The organism is Streptomyces sp. NPDC037301, assembly GCF_055602785.1.
Genome location: NZ_JBVJWD010000012.1, coordinates 84,028 through 98,787 on the forward strand (window position 1 = coordinate 84,028; position 14,760 = coordinate 98,787).

12 protein-coding genes are annotated in these 14,760 nt (G+C 69.9%); 5 read left to right on the forward strand and 7 right to left on the reverse strand.

The window, feature by feature from the left end; genetic code table 11:
* The first annotated feature begins 11 nt into the window (after window positions 1-11).
* The gene (locus ACZ7IB_RS20615; protein ID WP_470914269.1) at window positions 12-920 is read left to right on the forward strand and encodes an NUDIX hydrolase; all 909 of its coding nucleotides are present in this window, start codon (window positions 12-14) and stop codon (window positions 918-920) included.
* A complete protein-coding gene (locus tag ACZ7IB_RS20620) occupies window positions 917-1,747 on the forward strand; it encodes an MBL fold metallo-hydrolase (protein ID WP_470914270.1) in 831 nt (276 codons plus the stop codon). The genes ACZ7IB_RS20615 and ACZ7IB_RS20620 overlap by 4 nt, the downstream gene beginning before the upstream one ends.
* Before the next feature lie 78 nt (window positions 1,748-1,825).
* On the opposite strand, the gene ACZ7IB_RS20625 is transcribed toward ACZ7IB_RS20620, so the two are convergent.
* Window positions 1,826-2,500 (reverse strand): Crp/Fnr family transcriptional regulator, encoded by a 675-nt coding sequence (locus tag ACZ7IB_RS20625; protein WP_014046869.1) that lies wholly within the window; start codon window positions 2,498-2,500, stop codon window positions 1,826-1,828.
* Between the two features lie 301 nt (window positions 2,501-2,801).
* On the opposite strand from ACZ7IB_RS20625, the gene nth reads away from it, so the two are divergent.
* The 3 genes from nth (at window position 2,802) to ACZ7IB_RS20640 (ending at window position 5,866) form a co-directional block, all read left to right on the forward strand.
* Window positions 2,802-3,704 carry an endonuclease III gene (gene nth, locus ACZ7IB_RS20630; protein ID WP_470914272.1) on the forward strand — a complete coding sequence of 301 codons (903 nt, stop codon included), beginning with the start codon at window positions 2,802-2,804 and terminating at the stop codon, window positions 3,702-3,704.
* A 62-nt stretch (window positions 3,705-3,766) separates the two neighbouring features.
* Window positions 3,767-4,573 (forward strand): NUDIX hydrolase, encoded by an 807-nt coding sequence (locus ACZ7IB_RS20635; protein ID WP_470914275.1) that lies wholly within the window; start codon window positions 3,767-3,769, stop codon window positions 4,571-4,573.
* Between the two features lie 87 nt (window positions 4,574-4,660).
* The gene (locus ACZ7IB_RS20640) at window positions 4,661-5,866 is read left to right on the forward strand and encodes a MarP family serine protease (RefSeq protein ID WP_470914278.1); all 1,206 of its coding nucleotides are present in this window, start codon (window positions 4,661-4,663) and stop codon (window positions 5,864-5,866) included.
* A gap of 116 nt (window positions 5,867-5,982) precedes the next feature.
* Here ACZ7IB_RS20640 and ACZ7IB_RS20645 read toward each other — a convergent pair whose 3' ends face one another.
* The 6 genes from ACZ7IB_RS20645 to ACZ7IB_RS20670 form a co-directional block, all read right to left on the reverse strand.
* Entirely contained in the window at window positions 5,983-6,186 is a 204-nt protein-coding gene (locus ACZ7IB_RS20645; protein WP_229845996.1) for a hypothetical protein, read from the reverse strand.
* 106 nt (window positions 6,187-6,292) lie between these two features.
* Window positions 6,293-7,384 (reverse strand): alpha/beta fold hydrolase, encoded by a 1,092-nt coding sequence (locus ACZ7IB_RS20650; protein ID WP_470914283.1) that lies wholly within the window; start codon window positions 7,382-7,384, stop codon window positions 6,293-6,295.
* A complete protein-coding gene (locus tag ACZ7IB_RS20655) occupies window positions 7,381-7,914 on the reverse strand; it encodes a phage holin family protein (RefSeq protein WP_470914284.1) in 534 nt (177 codons plus the stop codon). Before ACZ7IB_RS20655 ends, ACZ7IB_RS20650 begins: the two co-directional genes overlap by 4 nt.
* Window positions 7,915-7,961: 47 nt before the next feature.
* Window positions 7,962-9,368, reverse strand: a complete 1,407-nt coding sequence (nhaA, locus tag ACZ7IB_RS20660) for a Na+/H+ antiporter NhaA (RefSeq protein WP_470914286.1) — start codon at window positions 9,366-9,368, stop codon at window positions 7,962-7,964.
* Window positions 9,369-9,586: 218 nt separating this feature from the next.
* Complete coding sequence (acs, locus tag ACZ7IB_RS20665) at window positions 9,587-11,548, reverse strand: acetate--CoA ligase (RefSeq protein ID WP_470914290.1); 1,962 nt, start codon at window positions 11,546-11,548, stop codon at window positions 9,587-9,589.
* Between the two features lie 298 nt (window positions 11,549-11,846).
* Complete coding sequence (locus ACZ7IB_RS20670; protein WP_470914293.1) at window positions 11,847-14,618, reverse strand: bifunctional SulP family inorganic anion transporter/carbonic anhydrase; 2,772 nt, start codon at window positions 14,616-14,618, stop codon at window positions 11,847-11,849.
* Between the last annotated feature and the right edge of the window lie 142 nt (window positions 14,619-14,760).

Below are 14,760 nucleotides of genomic sequence, written 5' to 3' on the forward strand. Positions count from 1 at the left end.
AGCCTCCGGCCATGTCCAATGGTCAGTGGTACCCACCGGAATGGCCCGACCGGATCCGGGCACTCGCCGCAGGCGAGCTGACGGCCGCGACTCCGAAGCGGGCCGCCACCGTGATGCTGCTCCGGGATCCTGCCGCCGGCACCGGGGGCGGCCCCGCCGTCCACATGCTGCGCCGCCGCGCCTCCATGGCCTTTGCCGGCGGGGCGTACGCCTATCCGGGTGGCGGGGTCGACCCGCGCGACGACGACCGGCTCGTCGGCTGGGCCGGACCCGCGCTGGAGAGCTGGGCCGAGCGGCTCGGCGTCGGTACACCGGCCGAGGCGCAGGCCATCGTCTGCGCTGCGGTTCGTGAGACGTACGAGGAGGCGGGCGTCCTCCTCGCCGGCCCGACCGCCGACACGGTCGTCAGCGACACCACCGGCGCCGACTGGGAGGCCGACCGCGAGGCACTGGTCGCCCGCGAGCTTTCCTTCGCCGAGTTCCTGGACCGGCGTGGTCTGGTGCTGCGCTCCGATCTGCTGGGTGCCTGGGCGCGCTGGATCACCCCCGAGTTCGAACCGCGCCGCTACGACACCTGGTTCTTCGTCGCCGCGCTCCCCGAGGGCCAGCGCACCCGCAACGCCTCCACGGAGGCCGACCGCACGGTGTGGACAGCGCCCGGAGAGGCCGCCGACGGGTACGACAGGGGCGAGCTGCTGATGATGCCGCCGACCGTGTCGACGCTGCGGACGCTCAGGCCGTACGGGACAGCCGCCGAGGCCCTGAAGGCGGCGGATTCCCAGGACCTCACCCCCGTACTGGCACAGGCGCGGCTGGAGGGTGACGAGTTGGTGCTGAGCTGGCCGGGACACGACGAGTTCACCAAGCACATCCCGAGCGGGCCGACAGGTGCAGGTGGCGCGGGAGGTGAAGCCGTATGAGCGACGCGGCCGCGCTGCCCGGCCAGCCACGCGGCGGGGTGCTGTCCGGGCCCGCCACCACCCGTACCGTCAACGTCCTCGCCCCCAACGCCTCGGCGATGACGCTGGACGGCACCAACACCTGGATCGTCGCCGAGCCCGACTCCGACCTCGCGGTCGTCATCGACCCGGGCCCGCTGGACGACACACATCTGCGGGCCGTCATCGACACCGCCGAGCGGGCGGGCCGCCGGATCGCGCTCACCCTGCTCACCCACGGGCACCCGGACCATGCGGAGGGCGCGGCGCGCTTCGCCGAACTGACCCGTACCGAGGTGCGCGCCCTGGACCCGGCGCTGCGCCTCGGCGACGAGGGCCTGACCACGGGCGATGTGATCACCACCGGGGGTCTGGAGTTGCACGTCGTGCCGACCCCCGGGCACACCGCGGACTCGCTCTCCTTCCATCTGCCCGCCGACCGGGCGGTGCTGACGGGGGACACGATCCTCGGACGCGGCACCACGGTCGTCGCGCATCCGGACGGGCGGCTCGGCGACTACCTCGACTCGCTGCGGAGGCTGCGTTCGCTGACGGTCGACGACGGCGTGCGCACGGTGCTGCCGGGGCACGGCCCGGTGCTGGAGGACGCGCAGGGCGCGGTCGAGTTCTACCTCGCACACCGCGCGCACCGGCTGGCCCAGGTGGAGACCGCGGTCGAGGCCGGACACCGGACGGCATCGGAGGTGGTGGCGCAGGTGTACGCGGATGTGGACCGGTCGCTGTGGCCCGCGGCGGAACTCTCGGTTCTGGCGCAGCTGGAGTACCTGAGCGAGCACGGACTGATCTAGGCCGGAACGCAGAGCACAAGGCCCCGCCGTGCGGCAGGGCCTTGCGTACGGAGATGGCGTCCGGTCGGGGCGGGCCGGCTAGCGGGACCGCTTGGCCAGGCGCTCCACGTCCAGCAGGATCACGGCGCGCGCCTCCAGGCGCAGCCAGCCGCGTCCCGCGAAGTCGGCGAGCGCCTTGTTGACCGTCTCGCGGGAGGCACCGACCAGCTGGGCCAGCTCTTCCTGGGTCAGGTCGTGGACGACATGGATGCCTTCCTCGGACTGGACGCCGAAGCGGCGCGACAGGTCGAGGAGGGCGCGGGCGACACGGCCCGGTACGTCCGAGAAGACCAGATCGGACATCTGGTCGTTGGTCTTGCGCAGTCGGCGGGCGACGGCGCGCAGCAGGGCCGTGGCCACCTCGGGGCGGGCGTTCAGCCAGGGCTGGAGGTCACCGTGGCCGAGACCGAGGAGCTTGACCTCGGTCAGCGCGGTCGCGGTGGCGGTGCGCGGGCCCGGGTCGAAGAGCGACAGCTCACCGATCAGCTCGCCGGGGCCGAGGACCGCCAGCATGTTCTCGCGCCCGTCGGGGGAGGTGCGGTGGAGCTTCACCTTGCCCTCGGTGACCACATAGAGGCGGTCGCCCGGGTCACCCTCGTGGAAGAGCGCGTCGCCGCGTGCGAGGGTCACCTCACTCATCGAGGCGCGGAGCTCCGCGGCCTGCTCATCATCGAGCGCCGCGAAAAGCGGGGCGCGCCGCAGAACGTCGTCCACGAGTTCTCTCCTTGTCGGCCTGTTCAGGGAACCGTGGTCCCCATCATGCCGGACGGTAAAACAGTGCGATCAATCACAAACCAGTTTGACGCACGGGCGTGCCGAACCGTGAGGCAGGGGGCCGATCGGGGGTGGATACGCGGTGACCGGGGCGGATGTCAGCGCGTGGCTCTAGGCTGGCCGGGTGTCCAAATCGCCGGTGAGAGCGCAGGCCAAGGGGGCTGATGGGGTGTCGGAAGGCCGTGATTCCGCTGTGGGCGAACAGGCTGCGAGTCGCCCGACAAAAGAGACAAAACGCCCTATGGGTGAACGGGTCCGGAGGGCCGGAGCGAAGACTGTGGCGGAGCCCGTGTCGAAGTCCGCTGCACCGGCCGCAGCCAAGTCCACCGCGAAGGCCACGGCGAAACCCGCGAAATCCGGAGCAAAGCCCGGTGCGAAACCGGAATCGCATCTGGCGATGGTCCGCCGTGCCCGCAGGATCAACCGTGAGCTCGCCGAGCTCTACCCGTATGCCCACCCCGAGCTGGACTTCAGGAATCCCTTCGAGCTTCTCGTCGCCACGGTCCTCTCCGCCCAGACCACTGATCTGAGGGTCAACCAGACCACCCCCGCTCTCTTCGCCGCCTACCCCACCCCCGAGGACATGGCTGCGGCCGTCCCGGAGGAATTGGAAGAGCTCATTCGGCCGACCGGCTTCTTCCGGGCCAAGACCAAGTCGCTGATAGGCCTCTCCGTGGCTCTCAGGGACAGGTTCGGCGGCGAGGTGCCGGGCCGGCTCGCCGATCTCGTCACGCTTCCGGGAGTCGGCCGCAAGACCGCCAATGTCGTGCTCGGGAATGCCTTCGGCGTGCCGGGCATCACGGTCGACACCCATTTCGGGCGCCTGGTCCGCCGCTGGAAGTGGACGGAGCAGGAGGACCCGGAGAAGGTCGAGGCCGAGATCGCCGCGATCTTCCCCAAGAGCGAGTGGACGATGCTCTCGCACCGCGTCGTCTTTCACGGCCGCCGCATCTGCCATGCCCGTAAGCCCGCCTGCGGCGCCTGTCCGATCGCCCCGCTCTGCCCGGCGTACGGGGAGGGCGAGACGGACCCGGAGAAGGCCAGGAAGCTGCTGAAGTACGAGATGGGCGGTCAGCCCGGTCAGCGGCTGAGCCCGCCGGCGGACTACCCGGGCAAGCCGGCGCCGGCCCTGGGGGCCGACTGACGCCCGGCGCTCGCTCCGGAACGAAATGCGTGATGACAGGCGTTGTGAGACGAGGGGTGCCTATGAAGACGCACGAGCAGAGCACGCACGAACAGAGTGCGGAAGCGGCAGCCGCGCCCGCGGCGGTCAGCCCGGCGGCCGTGAGCCCCGCGGCGGCGGTCGCAGCGGCCGCCGCCACCACGGCAGGCGCAGGTCACGACGGAGCCGTCACCGTCACGACCGAGGGCCTGCCGGACTGGCTCGACCCTGTGGCTCGTGCCGCGCGGACGATCGAGCCGGATCAGCTCAGCCGCTTCCTGCCGCCGGAGAGCGGCGCCGGGCGGCAGTCCGCCGTACTCGTACTGTTCGGGGAGGGTGAGCGCGGTCCCGAGCTGCTCCTCATGGAGCGATCCGGAAGCCTGCGTTCCCACGCTGGGCAGCCGTCCTTCCCCGGCGGTGCTCTGGACCCGGAGGACGGCGACCAAGCCACTACAGGGCCGCTCAGGGCCGCTCTGCGGGAAGCCCGGGAGGAGACCGGCCTCGATCCGCGCGGAGTGCAGCTCTTCGGAGTGCTGCCCCGGCTCTACATCCCCGTGAGCGGTTTCGTCGTGACACCGGTCCTCGGCTGGTGGCGGTCGCCGAGCCCGGTCGGCGTCGTCGATCCGGGTGAGACAGCCCGGGTCTTCACCGTCCCCGTGGCGGATCTCACGGACCCGGCCAATCGCGCGACCACGGTCCATCCGAGCGGTCACCGAGGCCCGGCGTTTCTGGTCGAATCCGCCTTGGTCTGGGGTTTCACGGCCGGAGTGATCGACCGGATTCTGCACTTCGCGGGCTGGGAGCGCCCGTGGGACACCGCCAAGCAGGTGCCGCTCGACTGGCGCGCATGACAGGCTGACTCCCGTGCTGCGCTGTCCGGCCCTGCCCGGACCCAGTCAAGGAACAGGCCCGGCGACGAATCTGCGAGGCTACAGACGGTGAACGTGCTGGACATCCTGCTGCTGGCCGGCGCCGTGTGGTTCGCGGTCATCGGCTATCGCCAGGGGTTCGTCGTCGGCATCCTGTCGGTGATCGGGTTCCTGGGCGGCGGTCTCGTAGCCGTCTATCTGCTGCCACTCCTGTGGGACCAGCTGACGAACGGCTCCGAAGTCTCATCGACGGCAGCCATCGTCGCCGTCGTCCTCGTGATCGTCTGTGCCTCGGTGGGCCAGGCGTTCACCACCCATCTCGGAAACAAGCTCCGCCGGTACATCACGTGGTCGCCCGCGCGCGCTCTCGATGCCACTGGCGGTGCCCTGGTCAATGTGGTCGCGATGCTGCTGGTCGCCTGGCTGATCGGCTCCGCACTGGCCGGTACCTCACTGCCTACGCTGGGCAAGGAGGTCCGCAGCTCGTCGGTCCTGCTCGGCATCTCCCGGGTGATGCCGGCCCAGGCCTCCACCTGGTTCACGGACTTTTCCTCGGTCCTTGCGCAGAACGGCTTCCCGCAGGTCTTCAGCCCCTTCGCCAACGAGCCGATCACCGAGGTCCGGGCCCCGGACCCGGCGCTGGTCGGCAGCCCCGTGGCAGCCGTCGCCAAGAAGTCCATCGTCAAGGTCGTCGGTACGGCCCCGAGCTGCGGCAAGGTCCTCGAAGGCACCGGTTTTGTCTTCTCCGACCGCCGGGTGATGACCAACGCCCATGTCGTCGGCGGCGTCGACGAGCCGACCGTCCAGATCGGCGGCCAAGGGCGGCTGTACGACGCGAAGGTCGTCCTCTACGACTGGCAGCGCGACATCGCCGTACTCGACGTACCGGACCTCGTCGCGAAGCCGCTGAAGTTCACCGACACCGATCACGACGCCGACACCGGGAACAGCGCCATCGTCGCGGGCTTCCCGGAGAACGGCTCGTACGACGTACGGGCCGCGCGCGTCCGGGGCCGTATCGATGCCAAAGGACCGGACATCTACCACCGGGGCACCGTCCGCCGCGATGTGTACTCGCTCTTCGCGACCGTCCGTCAGGGCAACTCCGGCGGACCGCTGCTGACCCCCGACGGCAAGGTGTACGGAGTCGTCTTCGCGAAGTCGCTCGACGACCCCGACACCGGCTATGCGCTGACGGCCGACGAGATCCGCCAGGACATCGCGCACGGCCGCACCGCCAACCAGCAGGTCGACAGCCAGGCGTGCGCCCTCTAGAGCCTCTCCGGCCCTGATCCGCCGGACAGGCCCTGGGCGTGCTGCCCGTGGCAGTCGGGACAGTCGTGGAAGTCCCGCCCGGCCGGTGGACGCTCACCGGTCGGCCGGGGCGGACATCATCCGCGTGGATGGCGCAGCCGCGCCGAGACCCAGCGGGCCCGACGGCGCAGGATGCGCGGAATACCGAGCCGGGGATCATGCAGAACATGCATATCGTGCACCCGGCCCTGGGGGCCGCCCCCCTCATGAGTGCTCGGACTCGCCGTGGCGGTCGAGCGACGGTTGCGTGCTGCGTCACCGAAGTCGTGCGTCCAGCCCATACCCCGACGTCTGCCCGTGCCTCATGGTCGGTAACCGCCCATCCGCCAGCCAATTGGCCTATGCGCCGGGCAATTGGCTGTTCGTCGGACAACTGTGCCCGTACGGCTACCGGTCGGGCTCGGGATCCTTGAGCCAGTTGATGAGTTCGGCCGAGAACCCGTCTGGATCCTCCTCGTGGGGGAAGTGCCCCAGACCGTCGAAAAGTCGCCAACGGTACGGCGCTTCGACGTACTCGCCGGACCCCGCCGCGCTCCGCGTACGGATCGCCGGATCGAGTGAACCGTGAAGGTGCAGTGTGGGTACCCGCACCGGCCGCTTCATGCGCCGGTTGAACTGGATTCCGTCCGGGCGGGCCAGGGAGCGCACCATCCAGCGGTACGGCTCGATCGAGCAGTGCGCCGTCGACGGGATGCACATCGCACGCCGGTAGACGTCGACCGCGGCATCGTCGGGGAAATCAGGGGTCCGGGGGCCCGCCCAGTCACGGATCAGCCGGCCCACCAACGCCGCGTCGTCCGCGACGAGCTGACGCTCCGGCACCCACGGGCGCTGGAAGCCCCAGATGTACGAGCCCGCGCGGGACTGCGCGAAGTCGGAGAGCATCGAGGAACGCCAGCGGCGCGGATGCGGCATCGAGGAGACCACGAGGCGGCGCACCAGCTTCGGCCGCATCACCGCGGCCGTCCAGGCGAGGTAGCCACCCATGTCGTGGCCGACCAGGGCGGCGTCCGGTTCGCCGAGCGAGCGGATCAGACCGGTGATGTCGAGCGCCAGGTTGGCGGGGTCGTAGCCCCGGGGCGTACGGTCACTGCCGCCGACCCCGCGCAGATCCATCGCCACGGCCCGGAAACCGGCGTCGGCCAGCGCGGTGAGCTGATGGCGCCAGGTCCACCAGAACTGCGGGAAGCCGTGCAGCAGCAGCACCAGCGGCCCCTCGCCGAGCTCGGCGATGTGGAAGCGGGCGCCATTGGCCGCCACGTCCCGGTGGGTCCACGGCCCGTCGAGCCGTACGGGCCCACCGGAGCCGGCCGGGCCGGGGGAACTCGGCAGGCCGGAGGGGCCCGGGGGTCCTGAGCGGCCGGTCGAGCCCGAGGAGCCGTCCGGGCCCGCCTGGCCGTTCGGGCTTACCCGGCCTTCCGGGCCTACCTGACCTTCCGGGCCTACTGGGCCGGATGCACTGGAATCGGGGACCGTCATGTGGACGAGCGTGCCACAGCGGACGCCTTGTTCTGGACCGAAGGCTTCTCCAGGGCCTTGTCCGCCGGCGTGCTGCCCACGGCGGCGGGACGGCTCGCCCCCGCCGTGACAGCGGGCCGCGGGTGCGGCTTGACGCCCTGCAGTACGGCCGCTGTCTGCTTGGCCGAAGCGATGGACTTCTCCGGCGGCTTCACCTTTTTGAGCTTGGCGATGGCGAACAGTGCGAGCAACACACCCAGCACGATGAAGGCGGCGCCCACGACCGTGAACGACACGGCGAGGCCGAGCCCCAGGTGGTGGATTCCGTACGCCGCCGCGAAGCTCAGCACCGGGATCGCGAACAGAACCAGCACGCCCGCGATGATGAACGCCACGCTCCCGGTCACGCCACGCTTGACGTCCTGCCGCACTTCGGCCTTGGCCAGGGCGATCTCGTCGTGCACCAGTGCGGACATCTCGGCCGTCGCCGCGGCGACCAGCTGCCCGAGACTGCGGTCGGCACTGCCCGCGTTGTTGCCGGGGTCGCTCATCCCTGACTCCCTCTCCTGCTCTCCTGCTCAACACATCTGGTGTCAGATCATGCCGGACTGTCCGGCTTGCTGCTCGCTGCCCCCGCCAGTTGGGCAAGGTGGCGATGCTCGGCCGCTTTCTTCTCGTAGATCGCGGCCATCCGCAGGTGGTACTCCGGGTCGTCCTGCTCGTAGATGTCGGGCACGCCGTCCTCGTCCTCGTCGAGCTCCTCCGCCTCGCACAGCGTCCGGTATCTGCGTACCCGGAGTTTGAGCAGTACACCGGAGAGTACGGCGGCTGTCAGCGAGCCGAGCAGCACGGCGGCCTTGATCTCGTTGATCATGCCCTTGTCGCCGGCGAAGGCCAGTTCACCGATGAGCAGCGAGACGGTGAAGCCGATCCCGGCGAGCGAGGCGACCGCGAAGACATCCGCCCAGGCCAGGTCCTTGTTCAGCTCCGCCTTCGTGAAGCGGGTCGCCAGCCATGTACCGCCGAAGATGCCTATCGTCTTGCCGACGACGAGCCCCAGGACGACACCGAGCGTCTCGGGCCGGGTGAAGACGCCCGCCAGCGCGCCGCCGGAGAGGGAGACACCTGCTGAGAAGAGGGCGAACAGCGGCACGGCGATACCGGCCGACAGCGGGCGGATCAGGTGCTCGATGTGCTCGCCGGGGGAGTGGGTCTCGCCGTCCCGCCGGGTGCAGCGGAGCATCAGGCCCATGGCGACACCGGCGATGGTGGCGTGGATGCCGCTGTTGTACATCAGGCCCCAGATGACCAGGGCGAGCGGTACGTAGATGTACCAGCCGCGCACATTTCTGCGCAGCAGCAGATAGAAGACGGCGAGACCGATGAAGGCGCCGGTCAGCGCCATGAAGTTGATCTGCTCGGTGAAGAAGACCGCGATGATCAGGATCGCGAAGAGGTCGTCGACGACGGCGAGCGTCAGCAGGAAGGCGCGCAGCGCGTTCGGCAGCGAGGTGCCGATGACCGCGAGGACGGCGAGCGCGAAGGCGATATCGGTGGCGGTGGGGACGGCCCAGCCGTGCGTGGAACCCCCGCCGGTCACAGCCACGAGTGTGTAGACGACGGCCGGAACCGCCATTCCGCACAGCGCGGCGACGACCGGGAGGGCGGCCGCCCTGGGGTCGCGCAATTCGCCCGCGACCAGTTCCCGCTTGAGTTCGACGCCCGCGACGAAGAAGAAGACCGCGAGCAGCCCGTCCGCCGCCCAGTGCTCGACGGAGAGGTTGAGGCCCAGCGACCCGGGACCGAAGTGGAAGTCGCTGACGCCCGCGTAACTGGAACCGGAGGTGTTCGCCCACACCAGGGCGGCTATCGCGGCCACCAGCAGGATGACTCCGCCGACGGTCTCCGTGCGAAGGGCGTCCGCGAGGTAGTTCCGCTCGGGGAGGGACAGGCGCGCCAGAAAGGTGCGGCGGGAGGAAGATGGTGTGGGGGTGGGCGTGGCCACGAGTGAGGACCTCCGGGTCGGTACGGCAGCGATGGCATGGCTGATGCACTTGCCGACCAGACTTCCCGGCACACCCTGTGGAGATTTCTTATTGCTTTGTTGACGCGGCTGCCACTGTACCCGGGGTGCGCGGGGCGGTATCCGGTGATCTTCACCTTAAATGCCCGAGGGGCACCCGGCGCGTTGCCGGATGCCCCTCGGGGACGTACTCGCCTCGGTCAGTCCTCGGATGAGGGGGAGGACGGCAGCTGGGTCTGGATGAGGTCCATCACCGACGAGTCGGTGAGCGTCGTGACGTCGCCCAGCTCGCGGTTCTCGGCGACGTCACGCAGCAGACGCCGCATGATCTTGCCGGAGCGGGTCTTCGGCAGCTCGGCGACCGGCAGGATCCGCTTCGGCTTGGCGATCGGGCCGAGCGTGGCGCCGACGTGGTTGCGCAGCTCCGCGACGAGCTCGTCCGAGGCGGCAGCCGTACCGCGCAGTATCACGAAGGCGACGATGGCCTGGCCGGTCGTCTCGTCGGCGGCGCCGACCACGGCAGCCTCGGCGACCGAGAGGTGCGACACGAGCGCCGACTCGACCTCGGTGGTCGAGATGTTGTGCCCGGACACGAGCATCACGTCGTCGACCCGGCCGAGCAGCCAGATGTCGCCGTCCTCGTCCTTCTTGGCGCCGTCGCCCGCGAAGTACTTGCCCTCGAAGCGCGACCAGTACGTGTCGATGAAGCGCTGGTCGTCGCCCCAGATGGTGCGGAGCATCGACGGCCACGGCTCGGTGAGGACAAGATAGCCGCCCCCGCCGTTCGGAACCTCGTTGGCCTCGTCGTCGACGACCGTGGCGGAGATACCGGGCAAGGCGCGCTGGGCGCTTCCCGGCTTGGTCTCCGTGACGCCCGGCAGCGGCGAAATCATCATTGCGCCGGTCTCGGTCTGCCACCAGGTGTCCACGATCGGGCACTTGTCGGCGCCGATGTGCTTGCGGTACCACATCCACGCCTCGGGGTTGATCGGCTCACCGACCGAACCGAGGACCCGAAGACTGCTCAGGTCGAACTTGGCGGGGATGTCGTCACCCCACTTCATGAACGTACGGATCGCGGTCGGCGCGGTGTACAGGATCGTGACGCCGTACTTCTGCACGATCTCCCAGAAACGCCCCTGGTGCGGGGAGTCGGGCGTGCCCTCGTACATGACCTGCGTCGCGCCGTTGGCCAGCGGGCCGTAGACGATGTACGAGTGGCCGGTCACCCAGCCGATGTCGGCGGTGCACCAGAAGACGTCGGTCTCCGGCTTGAGATCGAAGACCGCGTTGTGGGTGTACGCAGCCTGCGTGAGGTAGCCACCGGAGGTGTGCAGGATGCCCTTCGGCTTACCCGTGGTGCCGGAGGTGTAGAGGATGAAGAGCGGCTGCTCCGCCTCGAACGCCTCGGGGGTGTGCTCGGCGGACTGCCGACCGGTGATCTCGTGCCACCAGACATCGCGGCCCTCGGTCCACGCGGTGTCCTGGCCGGTGCGCCGCACGACGAGGACATGCTCGACGCTGTCGAAACGGGAGACGGCGTCGTCCACGGCGGGCTTGAGTGCGGACGGCTTGCCGCGGCGGTAGCCACCGTCGGCGGTGATGACGACCTTGGCGTCCGCGTCCTGGATACGGGCGGCGATGGCGTCGGCGGAGAAGCCGCCGAAGACCACAGAGTGCGCCGCGCCGATGCGGGCGCAGGCCAGCATCGCGATGGCAGCTTCGGGGATCATCGGCAGATAGACGGCGACCCGGTCGCCCTTGCCGACACCGAGCTCGGTGAGGGCGTTCGCTGTGCGGGAGACCTCGTCCTTCAGGTCGGCGTAGGTGATGGCGCGGCTGTCGCCGGGCTCGCCCTCGAAGTGGATGGCGACCCGGTCACCATGGCCGGCCTCGACATGGCGGTCCACGCAGTTGTACGCGACGTTGAGCTTGCCGTCCGCGAACCACTTCGCGAAGGGCGGGTTGCTCCAGTCGAGCGTCTCGGTCGGCTCCGTGGCCCAGGTCAGGCGACGGGCCTGCTCGGCCCAGAAGCCCAGCCGGTCCGCCTCGGCCTGCTCGTACGCCTCCGCTTTGACGTTGGCATTGGCGGCCAGATCGGCAGGCGGTGCAAACCGCCGCTCCTCCTTGAGCAGGTTGGAGAGGGAGGAAGGTTCGCTCATGCTCCCGTCTCCTCCTTGAGCAGATCGGCCAGGCTTTCGTTGCTCACGACATCTCCCATTCCCAGGGTGTCCGTTGTGTCCCGGGGCATAGCTCATCAGGCCAAAGGCCGGGTGACAAGTGTCTGCCCGGAATTGGTTTAGACCTGTGTCTCGTGTATGGAGACACAGTCCCGCCTCCACATGCGGTCCGGTGCGGCGCGGCGCGGTGCACCACAGTGCGGGGCGCAGCGACACGGAGCGGTATGGAGCGACACGGAGGCGGGACCACAAGTTCTCACGGACCGGGGGCGAATGTGGTTCAGACGCCGGTACGTTCCAACTCGCCGGAACCGGCTGGATCACCCGCAGCGGCGGGCTTGGGGGTGTCGGCGTCGCCGGGGGAGCGGGAGTCGGCCAGGGCATGGGGATCGGCCGGGGTGTGGGAATCGGACGAGGCGTGGGCGTCGCCAGGGTCCACGCGGTCGAATACCTCGTCGAGCGCGAGCCCGGCGCTCGCGCCCTCGGCCAGCAGATAGGCCTGTGCCTCGCCCACGTGGAAGTACATCCCGTGCAGTTGGAGCGTGCCCTCGGCGAGCCGCCGCGCCACCGATCCATGGGCCCGCAGATGGTCCAACTGCTGGACCACGTTGGTGAGGCAGAGCTGCTCCACCGCATCGGCCGGAAGACGGCCGGAGATCCGGGCCCAGGCATGATGCCGGGACGCCATCCGCTCCAGGCTCGGCAGCCCGTGTCTCAGCCAGCGCCACAGGGACGTCAGCGGAGTGTCCGGATCCGGCTTGGAGTCGAGCAGGGCCTGCATCGCGCCGCAGCCGGAGTGTCCGCAGACGGTGATGGACTCCACCTTCAGCACATCCACCGCGTACTCGATCGCGGCGCCCACCGAGTCGTCACTCGACTCGGCGTCCGGCGGGGGCACCAGATTGCCGATGTTCCGTACGGTGAACAGGTCGCCCGGGCCGCTCGCCGTGATCATGCTGGTGACCAGGCGGGAGTCGGCGCAGGTGATGAAGAGCTGGGAGGGGTGCTGACCCTCGCGGGCCAACCGGGCCAGCTCCTCGCGCACCAGCGGAGCGGTGTTCCGCTGGAACGAACTCAGGCCGCTGAACAGGCGGTTGCCGCCGGTCCGGCGCGGGGCGGCGGTGGGTGAGTCGGCCGGGCCGGGGGTGCTGTGGGCTTCAGGGGCGTTGTGGGACGTGTGGTGCCCGGGGGAGTGGTCCTCGATGGAACCGGATCCGAAGTCGCGGACGGGGCCCGTGCCGAAGCGGGCGTGGTGGGTCTCGGGCGTCCGGCCGGGCCGGTCGTGGCAGTGATGGTTGCGCCACGGCGTCCAGGGGCGGCAACAGGAATGCGCCGCCGAGGCGGGCTCGGCGATCCGGCCGCCGGACCTGCCGGTGAAGACGACCCGGCCGCCGTGGGCCGTCTGGGCAATGCTCCAGTCCTGGATCGTCTCGTACGCCGCATGGTCCATGAAAAAGCCGTCCAGCTCGACGACGGCATTCCCGTCCTGGGGCAGCCGGGCGAGCGCCCGGCTGAGCCGGGGCACCGCGAGAAACGTCAACTGGCCCTGTACGACCACCAGGTGCTGGCCGCCCTGTTCGGTCACGGTGATCCTGGTCCGGGCCAGCCGGTGCAGGGCGACGGCCACCGCCACCGCGATGCCAATCGCTACACCCTTGAGCACACCGAAGAGGAGCACGCCGGTGATCGTCGCCCCGTACACCAGGAATTCTCGGTGCTTATGGACATTGCGGATGTGGGCGAAGCTCACCATCTGGACGCCGACCATCATGACCAGCGCGGCGAGCGCGGCCAGCGGGATCTGCTCCAGGGCGGTGACCAGCAGCCCTGCGGCGAGCACCACCCAGACGCCGTGCAGCACGGTGGAGGCGCGGCCCGTCGCTCCGGCCCGCACATTCGCCGAACTGCGCACCGCACCGCCGGACACCGCCAGCCCGCCGACAAGCCCGGACAGGGTGTTGGCGATGCCCTGGGCACGCAGCTCACGGTCGAGATCGGAGCGTCTGACGGGCGGGTCCGGCGGGTCCGGCGGGGACGAAGAGGACGGGCCCGGGCCCTGGGCCGAGGCTGAAACCGAAACCGAAACCGAAGCCGGACCCGAGGACGAGGACGAGGACGACGTCAAGTCGGCTTTGGACCGGGCGGCCGCTTGCCCGCCGGCACGGTCGGCCGACAGCTTGTCCACGGCGACCGCGGCAAGCAACGACTCCAGACTGGCCACCAACATCACTGTTAACGCAGCGGTGGCCAGAGCGAGTACCGGGCCGTGCGGCATCTCCGGCAGTGCGTGCGAGCGCCAGGACGGCAGATCGACCCGGGCGATTCCGGGCGCCGTGATCGCGGCCACCGCCGTCGCGGTCACCACCGCGGCGAGGGCAGCCGGAATCCGCCGTACCACCCGGCCGATCCGTCCCGGAATCCGCGGCCACAGGAGCAGGACGGCGATGGTCAGCACGCCGATCAGCGGGGCGGCCGGACTCACCCGCCCCAACAGTTCCGGAAGGGCGAGGGTGTTGGCGACGGCCGAACTCTGAGGCGAGCCGCCGAGCACGATGTGCAGCTGGGCGAGTGCGATGGCCACGCCGATGCCGGCGAGGGTGCCGTGCACGATGGCGGGGCTGACGGCGAGGGCGCTGCGCGCCGCCCGCAACGAGCCCAGCAGGATCTGCAGAAGTCCCGCGCCGATGGTGATCGCGCAGGTGGTGCGCCAGCCGTAGATCTGGATCAACTCGGCTGTGACCACGGTCAGTCCGGCGGACGGGCCGCTGACCTGGAGGGGTGTGCCGCCGAGCAGTCCGGCGACGATTCCGCCGATCGCGGCGGAGATGAGGCCGGCCTCCAGCGGGGCGTCCATGGCGACGGCGAGGCCGAGCGACATGGGGACGGCGAGCAGGAAGACCGTGATCGATGAGGACAGGTCGGCGCCCGCGATGCGGAATCCACCGCCGCGCGGCGGCGGTGGCGGGCTGTGCGGTGGTTTGATTCCCGAGGCGCGGGGTGGGCGCGAACTGCGGGATGTGCGGTCATGACGAGTGGGGACGCAAGCAGACATGTTCCCGTCTCCTCCGGGGCAGCGCGGTCGCGGAACGTGGGGGACGCGGCCGTGGGTCACGGCGTGCAGCGGCGGGATTTCTCAACTTTCAGTAAATAGATCGTAATGGAGAGTAAAGATCTTTGTCCATGCTTGCGATCAA

What these genes read in the sequence shown, in the direction of transcription:
- ACZ7IB_RS20615 (WP_470914269.1), top strand. Translation starts at nt 12, where the DNA reads ATGTCCAATGGTCAGTGGTACCCACCGGAATGGCCCGACCGGATCCGG.
- ACZ7IB_RS20620 (WP_470914270.1), top strand. Translation starts at nt 917, where the DNA reads ATGAGCGACGCGGCCGCGCTGCCCGGCCAGCCACGCGGCGGGGTGCTG.
- nth (WP_470914272.1), top strand. Translation starts at nt 2,802, where the DNA reads ATGGGTGAACGGGTCCGGAGGGCCGGAGCGAAGACTGTGGCGGAGCCC.
- ACZ7IB_RS20635 (WP_470914275.1), top strand. Translation starts at nt 3,767, where the DNA reads ATGAAGACGCACGAGCAGAGCACGCACGAACAGAGTGCGGAAGCGGCA.
- ACZ7IB_RS20645 (WP_229845996.1), bottom strand. Translation starts at nt 6,186, where the DNA reads ATGGGCTGGACGCACGACTTCGGTGACGCAGCACGCAACCGTCGCTCG.
- ACZ7IB_RS20650 (WP_470914283.1), bottom strand. Translation starts at nt 7,384, where the DNA reads ATGACGGTCCCCGATTCCAGTGCATCCGGCCCAGTAGGCCCGGAAGGT.
- ACZ7IB_RS20655 (WP_470914284.1), bottom strand. Translation starts at nt 7,914, where the DNA reads ATGAGCGACCCCGGCAACAACGCGGGCAGTGCCGACCGCAGTCTCGGG.
- acs (WP_470914290.1), bottom strand. Translation starts at nt 11,548, where the DNA reads ATGAGCGAACCTTCCTCCCTCTCCAACCTGCTCAAGGAGGAGCGGCGG.
- ACZ7IB_RS20670 (WP_470914293.1), bottom strand. Translation starts at nt 14,618, where the DNA reads ATGTCTGCTTGCGTCCCCACTCGTCATGACCGCACATCCCGCAGTTCG.